Origin of the sequence: Sphaerisporangium sp. NPDC051017 (assembly GCF_040683095.1) — a bacterium.
GTDB lineage: Bacteria > Actinomycetota > Actinomycetes > Streptosporangiales > Streptosporangiaceae > Sphaerisporangium.
Window position 1 is genome coordinate 22,838 of sequence record NZ_JBFBCI010000082.1, and the last position, 6,756, is coordinate 29,593.

Sequence of the window (6,756 nt, forward strand, 5' to 3'; positions counted from 1 at the left end):
CGGGGACGCCGTCTGGCTCGACCGGTCCTGGGACCGCCACCTAGCCCGGAGGGTCGTCGCTCGGCCGCACGTCCGTCGGGGCCGGGGGCGACCGGCACGCGGACCGCGATGTTCGCCAGCAGGCGATGTCGATGCGGCGACCAGGTGGTCGCGGATTTCTCGAACACTCATTCGTTCGGTCCGGTTCCGGGGTACCGTTGGCGCCGTGCAGCTCAGGTACAACTTCCGTCTCTACCCGACCGCTGGTCAGCGTGTCGCGCTGGCTCGGGCGTTCGGGTGCGCGCGGGTGGTGTTCAACGACGGGCTGCGCGCACGGTCCGACGCCCGCGACGCCGGGCTGCCGTACATCAGCGATGGGGAGTTGTCCAAGCGGGTCATCACCGAGGCGAGAAAGACCCCGGATCGCTCCTGGCTGGGTGAGGCGTCGGCTGTGGTGTTGCAGCAGGCGCTGGCGGACCTGAACCAGGCGTTCCGGAACTTCTTCGACACTGGGAAGCGGAAGGGGCCCAAGGTGGGCCCGCCCCGGTTCCGGTCTCGGAAGGACAACCGGGAGGCGATCCGCTTCACCAGGAACGCCCGCTTCTGCGTCACGCCCGGCGGGAGGCTTCGCCTGCCGAAGATCGGGGACGTGGAGGTCCGCTGGTCGCGCGCCCTGCCTGCCGACCCGTCCAGCGTGACGGTGGTCAAGGACGCGGCCGGACGGTACTTCGCCTCGTTCGTCGTCGAAGCCGGTGAACGCCCTCTTGCGCCCGTGGACGCCGAGACCGGCATCGACCTGGGGCTGGGGCACTTCGCGGTCCTGTCGAACGGGCGGAAGATCGACTCCCCGCGCTTCCTGCGCCGGGCCGAGAAGAAACTCAAGAAGCTCCAGCAAGCGCTCGCCCGCAAGGCCAAGGGTTCGAACAACCGGGCCAAGGCCCGGCGGAAGGTCGCCCGGCAGCACGCCAAGGTCGCCGACGCGCGCCGCGAGTTCCACCACCGGCAGTCCACCCGGATAGTTCGCGAGAACCAAGCGATCTACGTGGAAGACCTGGCCGTGGCGGGACTGGCACGCACCAGGCTGGCCAAGTCCACGCACGACGCGGGCTGGTCGCAGTTCGTGACCATGCTGGAGTACAAGGCCGCCCTTTACGGGCGGACCTTTCATCGGATCGACCGGTGGTTTCCCTCCTCCAAGCTGTGCTCGGACTGCGGGGCCGTCGCCGGGTCGATGCCGCTGAACGTCCGGGAGTGGACCTGCCTGTGCGGGGCGGTCCACGACCGGGACGTCAACGCCGCACGTAACATCCTGGCCGCCGGGAGGCGGCAGGTCGCCGCTGGACGGAAACCCGTGCCTGAGATGGGCGGGAAGCGGAGACCCAAAACGCCTGTGGAGACTGGTAAGACCCGGACCTCCGCGCCCCGGCGCGGTGAGAAGGGCACGGTCGAGGAAGCAGGAAGCCACAGAGGTGCCGCATGACGCGGCACGGGCTGAATCCCCGGCCCTTCAGGCCGGGGAGCGCGTCAATTCGCCGACCTCGTCCGGGTGACGGGATCGGCGGCCTACCGCAGGTACGCGCAACAGCAGGCCGACTCGATCTGGACCGCCGACCGCGACCCCCTCAACAGGATCGGCCAGCGCTGGGCCGGAGGCACCCCCAACCAGACCGACTGGCGCACCCAGGCCAGCGGCCTGAGCGGCCTCATCCCGAGCTGACACCTGCCGCCCGGAGCAGCACCCGCACTCTTTCGGCCTGCCGTACGTCACCGGGGCCTACCGCGTCCATCGCCTCTGAGCGGCGGCGTCGGCGGCCAGGTCGTCGGTGACGCCGTCGAAGGAGGCCGCGCCGCCCGTGCCGCCGGGGATCAGCAGCAGGAGCGGGCCCGTACCGCGCACCTCGTAGTGCAGGGTGGCGCCGTCCACGCGCAGGCGGCCGACCGCGGGGCTGGTCATTTCGGGTCTCCTTCACGGTGTGCGGGCCAGTGCTCCAAGAGGGTGTGCAGGGCGTCGAGGCAGCGGACCCAGGAGTCCTCCGCCGGGCGCGCGTGCGCGAACCCGCCCGTGGCCTCGAGGTTGATCAAGCCGTGGAGCATGCTGCGCATCAGCCGGACCGCGTCGGTCAGGTCGGGCTCGTCCAGTGCGTAGGCGCGCAGCATGCTGTAGGTCAGCTCGACCGCGCGCCGCGGCCCGGCCGCCCGGGCCAGCAGCTCGGGATCGATCTAGGTTTTACCTTGGAGCCCAAGGGTGGTCACCCTGTCAGGTGGCAGGGCCGTGGCGGTGGCGAAAGGGTGGCTCCTCGGCGGCGTCGCAACTCGCGCGGTTGTGGTCCGGCCGCGGTCGGCACGGCGTTGAACCCGGCTCATACGTTCACTCTTTGACCGACGTCCTTGCCCTCGATCGGCTCGGTGGGCGGGTCATCGCACCTCGCCCCCCGCCGGGGGCTGCCGGTGGGTGTGCAGGTGGAGGTCGCGGAGCAGGCACACCTCGGCCAGATGGTGGATCAGCTCGCGGTTGATGTGCAGCACCAGCGCCGCCAGGGGAAGCTCGGCGTACGGACCCTCCGCCGCCCCGCACGGGCGGGCGAGGCCGGTTTCGCCGAGGGACTCGACCCCGGCCAGCCACGTGGCGTACTCCGCGTCGAGCTGGGCCAGCGCCTCGGCCGCGGTCGGGGCGTACTCGAACGACCGGTAGTCGGTGGGCGCGCGACCGAAGTGCGCGGCGTTGCGCACCGCGAGGACGCCGACGATCACGTGCCCGAGTCGCCAGGCGATCGTCGTGAACGGTGGCGGGTCGGGCGCCGGCCTCGCGACGTCGAGGGTCATCGCGCCGGACCCCAACTGCGCCGGTGCGGCGCCGGTACCACGCGGGCGCACGCTCCAGCAGCCAGGCGCAGGCTCCCAGAAGTACTCCTCGTCGGTGAGTCCGTCGAGGCGATCACGCAACTGTCTGGTCCAGTGCCACGAGAGCTGTTCTCGGAGCAGGACGTTCCAGGTCTGGTCGGTCATGGTCCCAGCCTCCCGCATATTGCGGACAGATTCGTTCCTTACGGGTGGTGCGTGCCCGTCGTCGGCGGGGAGGACCTGGGCTGGCTCGCCATGCACGTGGCCCGGCTGGGCTTCGAGACGGAGATACTGGAGCCTCCGGAGCTGCGGGAGGCCGCCGCCCTGCTCGCCCGCCGCCTCGCGGCGATGGCCGGAACCGGCTGACGGCCGCGTCAGGGGCTCGTGAGGATGACGAGTCGTTGGGTCGCCCGGGTCATGGCGACATAACGGTCGACCGCTCCTTGGATGCCCTCGCCGAACGTCTCTGGGTCGATGAGGACGACCAGGTCGAACTCGAGCCCCTTCGACAGCTCCGGGGTCAGCGACCGGACGCGGGACGTCGTATGGAATGTGGGGTCGCCGATGACGCAGGCGATCCCCTCGGCGTGTGCGGCGAGCCAGGTGTCGAGGACCGAGTTCAGATCCGAAGTGGATCCGTGGACGACGGGGACGCCGTTGCTGCGGATGGAGGTCGGCACGTTGGCGTCCGGGAGTACGGCCCGGATGACCGGCTCGGCTTCCGCCATGATTTCCGCCGGCGTCCGGTAGTTGGTGCTCAGGGAGGCCAGGTCGATCCGGTCGAGCCCGATCCGCTCGAGCCGTTCCTGCCACGACTCGGTGAACCCGTGCCTGGCCTGGGCACGATCCCCGACGATGGTGAAGCTCCGGGACGGGCACCGGAGCAGCAACATCTGCCACTCCGCGTCGGTCAGTTCCTGAGCCTCGTCCACGACGATGTGCGCGAACGGGCCGGCGAGGTGGTCCGGCTCGGTGCCGGGCACCGCGGTCTCGTCCACCAGGGCGTCCCGTATGTCCTGTCCGTGCAGCATCGTCACCGCACCTTCACCGTCGTCATCGGCCTCGAGCAGATCATCGACGACCCGCGCCATGCGCTCGCGCTGAGCGGCGACAGAGGCGTCGTGCCGGCGCTTACGGCGTGACGCCTCCGGGTCGCCGAGCCGCTGCCGCGCCGCATCCAGCAGCGGCAGGTCGGACACCGTCCAGGCCTGCGCGTCCGCGCGCTGCAACTTCCGAACGTCGTCGAGGCTGAGCCAGGGAGCGCACATCCGCAGGTAGGCGGGTACCGACCACAGGTCGCCGACGAGGTCGGCCGCTTCGAGCAGCGGCCACGCGCGGTTGAAGGTCGTGAGCAGTTCCCTGTCCCGCAGCAGCGACCTGCGGACCAGGTCGGCCGAGGCCTCGCCGTCGTGCTTGTCCACCAGGATCGTGAGCAGCTCCTCCCAGATCTGGTCGCGCGCTTCGTTGTGCGGAGTACCGGGTTCTGGTGCTTCGAACGCCTCGGCCCAGTCGTCGGCGCTCAGCCAGATGTCGGACCAGTGGGTCGTGACCGTCATCCCCTTGGTGGGCGGGTTCTCGTAGAACATGACGGCCTTCTCGATCGCCTTCACCAGGTCCGCGGACGACTTCAGGACGGCCACGTCCGGGTCGGCCTCGATCGCCGCCGCGGCTCCCTCGGCCACGAGGTCCCGCAGGGTGCAGGTCTGCACGCCCTCCTCTCCGAGGCTGGGGAGGACGTCGGCGACGTAGGCCAGGTAGGGCTGGTGCGGGCCGACGAACAGCACGCCGCCCCGGCGGTGACCGAGGCGAGGGTCGGAGTAGAGCAGGTAGGCGGAGCGGTGCAGGGCGACGACGGTCTTCCCCGTCCCCGGACCGCCGTCGACGACCAGAGCGCCGCGGGATCCCGCGCGGATGATGGCGTCCTGGTCGGCCTGGATGGTGGCGAGCACGTCTCGCATCCGTGCCGACCGGTTGGCGCCCAGGCTGGCGATGAAGGCGGACTGGTCGTCGAGCGCGGCGTGCCCGGCGAACCCGTCCGAGGTGAACACCTCGTCCCAGTAGTCGCTGATCCGGCCGCGGGTCCAGCGATACCTGCGGCGGCTTGCCAGGCCCATCGGGTTGGCGTGGGTGGCGCCGAAGAACGGCTCGGCCGCGGGGGAGCGCCAGTCGAGCAGCAGCCGGTGACCCGCGCTGTCGGTAAGGCCGAGTCGTCCGACGTACACGGGCTCGGGATCGTCGGCGCTGACCATGTGCCCGAGGCACAGGTCCAGACCGAAGCGGCGCAGTGCGCGCAGGCGGGCGGTCAGCCGGTGGATCTCCAAGTCCCGGTCCAGTGCCTGCCGTCCAATGCCGCCAGGCGCCCTGCGCTCGGCATCAAGGCGGTCGGACAGGTCGGCGATCGACTGCTCGAGGCTCTCCGCGATGGCCGCGAAGTGCTGCTCATCGCCGGCGATCAGCTTCGGGTCGGCCTTGGGGGAGAGGTGGTCGGGAAGGTCGAACGCGCTGGTAGTAAGAGGGCTCACGTCATCGGCTCCGATCTGGGGTCGCTTGCACCATTGCGCGCGGCAAGGCGTCTGGACCGGCATGACGAACCTGGAGCCATGACGAGCAACGCCCCGCCTTGGCTTCGCCTGACGTGGACGGGTGGTGCGGCGACGGCAGGGTGAGCTGCTGGAAGGTCGCGTGCACGTAGCGGATGCCCAGTTTCTCGGCCACCGACCGCACGCCGGCCACGGCCGGCAACATGCCGGTCGCCACCAGCGCGTCACATCCCTCGGCCGCCGCGGTGACCGCGTCGAGCCGGCCCGCGATCAACTCGGCCGCGCGCCGGGGCAGGTCCTCCGGCGACGGCGGCGGAGTCCCGGTCGTCAGTGCGCGCGCCGACCAGCCGAAGGGCGCCATCGGCACGCCGTCACCGGCCAGTCGCTGCGCGAACTCCTCGTCCGGCGGCGCGCACACCCGCACCTCGGCGCCGAGTGCCCGCAACCGCGCCGCGAGTCCCACCAGCGGTTCGACGCCCCCGCGCGACCCATACGTCGACAACAACACACGCACTTCGCGTCCCCCGTTTCCGCAGCTTCCGGCCTCGGCCGACGATCAGGTTCCGGCCTCGGCCGACGATTCTGGGGCACGACCCGGGGCTTGTGGCAAGCCCCCCGGTGCGCTATACGTTGAGAGTGGAAAGGAGGGGTACTCCCCCTTTCCCTCATCGTCCGCTGTGGTCGGACGGCCTCCGCACAAAGCGGTGGCGCGCCGCGTACGCCGGTACCGTCGGTCCAAGAGGATCACCCCCAGGACTGCGGCCCGTCGGTGGAGGCGGACCATCCCGCCGACCCACCCCGCCATCGCGCAGGCTGGCGAGCAGACACCAATGTGCCCGGTCCGATAGATGTGCGCCTGGAGTGCGGCATGACTCAACGGCGGCTTCGGACCAGACTGCGTGGCGCGCGACAGTTTCTGGCGTGAGGGGGCCCCGATCTCCCACTGCGCGAGGTCGGTCGCGGAAGAGCCAACGGTACCCTGCCCCAGCCTCCCCGAAGGCCTGCCAGGCGCCGCAGGCGAGCAACCACAGCGGCGGCGGGCGGCCGTACGCCGCGCGGTGGAAGGGCGGCAGGTAGAAGGCTCCGCGTCAGAGCGGGGTGAGGACGCAGAACTCGTTGCCCTCCGGGTCGGCGAGGACCGTCCACGACACGTCGCCCTGGCCGAGGTCGATGTCGGTGGCGCCGAGAGCCCGCAGTCGGGCGACCTCCGCCGCTTGATCGTCACCGGGGTACGGCCGGAGGTCGAGATGGATGCGGTTCTTCACGGTCTTCGCGTCGGGCGTGCGGAGGAACTCGAGATGCGGGCCGACGCCATTGGCGGAGCGCAGCACCGCATGATCGTCGGTGACCTCGTGCAGGGTCCAGTCCATCGCCTCGTCCCAGAACCGGGCCATGG

The 6,756-nt window shown here is 70.7% G+C and carries 9 protein-coding genes; 3 read left to right on the forward strand and 6 right to left on the reverse strand.

The genetic code is table 11. The features are described 5' to 3' along the window. Nucleotides 1-205 precede the first annotated feature (205 nt). Both AB0M95_RS37360 and AB0M95_RS37365 read left to right on the forward strand, forming a co-directional pair. A complete protein-coding gene (locus AB0M95_RS37360; RefSeq protein ID WP_363775397.1) occupies nt 206-1,459 on the forward strand; it encodes a transposase in 1,254 nt (417 codons plus the stop codon). Nucleotides 1,460-1,525: 66 nt separating this feature from the next. Continuing rightward, entirely contained in the window at nt 1,526-1,696 is a 171-nt protein-coding gene (locus tag AB0M95_RS37365; RefSeq protein ID WP_363775376.1) for a hypothetical protein, read from the forward strand. A gap of 57 nt (nt 1,697-1,753) precedes the next feature. Here the strand turns inward: AB0M95_RS37365 and AB0M95_RS37370 are convergent, their stop codons facing one another. The 3 genes from AB0M95_RS37370 to AB0M95_RS37380 all read right to left on the reverse strand — a co-directional run bounded on the left by AB0M95_RS37370 (nt 1,754) and on the right by AB0M95_RS37380 (nt 2,985). Beyond that, a complete protein-coding gene (locus AB0M95_RS37370; protein WP_363775379.1) occupies nt 1,754-1,933 on the reverse strand; it encodes a hypothetical protein in 180 nt (59 codons plus the stop codon). Further along, nucleotides 1,930-2,199: a TetR-like C-terminal domain-containing protein gene (locus AB0M95_RS37375; RefSeq protein WP_363775400.1), complete on the reverse strand. Its 270-nt coding sequence runs from the start codon at nt 2,197-2,199 to the stop codon at nt 1,930-1,932. The genes AB0M95_RS37370 and AB0M95_RS37375 overlap by 4 nt, the downstream gene beginning before the upstream one ends. A 195-nt stretch (nt 2,200-2,394) precedes the next feature. Further along, nucleotides 2,395-2,985 (reverse strand): DinB family protein, encoded by a 591-nt coding sequence (locus AB0M95_RS37380; RefSeq protein ID WP_363775382.1) that lies wholly within the window; start codon nt 2,983-2,985, stop codon nt 2,395-2,397. A 51-nt stretch (nt 2,986-3,036) separates the two neighbouring features. On the opposite strand from AB0M95_RS37380, the gene AB0M95_RS37385 reads away from it, so the two are divergent. Then, nucleotides 3,037-3,186 carry a WYL domain-containing protein gene (locus AB0M95_RS37385; RefSeq protein WP_363775385.1) on the forward strand — a complete coding sequence of 50 codons (150 nt, stop codon included), beginning with the start codon at nt 3,037-3,039 and terminating at the stop codon, nt 3,184-3,186. An 8-nt stretch (nt 3,187-3,194) separates the two neighbouring features. On the opposite strand, the gene helR is transcribed toward AB0M95_RS37385, so the two are convergent. The 3 genes from helR to AB0M95_RS37400 form a co-directional block, all read right to left on the reverse strand. Further along, complete coding sequence (gene helR / locus AB0M95_RS37390; protein WP_363775388.1) at nt 3,195-5,342, reverse strand: RNA polymerase recycling motor ATPase HelR; 2,148 nt, start codon at nt 5,340-5,342, stop codon at nt 3,195-3,197. 1 nt (nt 5,343) lies between these two features. Beyond that, nucleotides 5,344-5,874: a glycosyltransferase gene (locus AB0M95_RS37395; RefSeq protein ID WP_363775391.1), complete on the reverse strand. Its 531-nt coding sequence runs from the start codon at nt 5,872-5,874 to the stop codon at nt 5,344-5,346. Nucleotides 5,875-6,448: 574 nt separating this feature from the next. Continuing rightward, nucleotides 6,449-6,756 (reverse strand): VOC family protein (locus AB0M95_RS37400; protein WP_363775394.1); only part of this gene is annotated, 308 nt, incomplete at its 5' end.

What these genes read in the sequence shown, in the direction of transcription:
- AB0M95_RS37370 (WP_363775379.1), bottom strand. Translation starts at nt 1,933, where the DNA reads ATGACCAGCCCCGCGGTCGGCCGCCTGCGCGTGGACGGCGCCACCCTG.
- AB0M95_RS37380 (WP_363775382.1), bottom strand. Translation starts at nt 2,985, where the DNA reads ATGACCGACCAGACCTGGAACGTCCTGCTCCGAGAACAGCTCTCGTGG.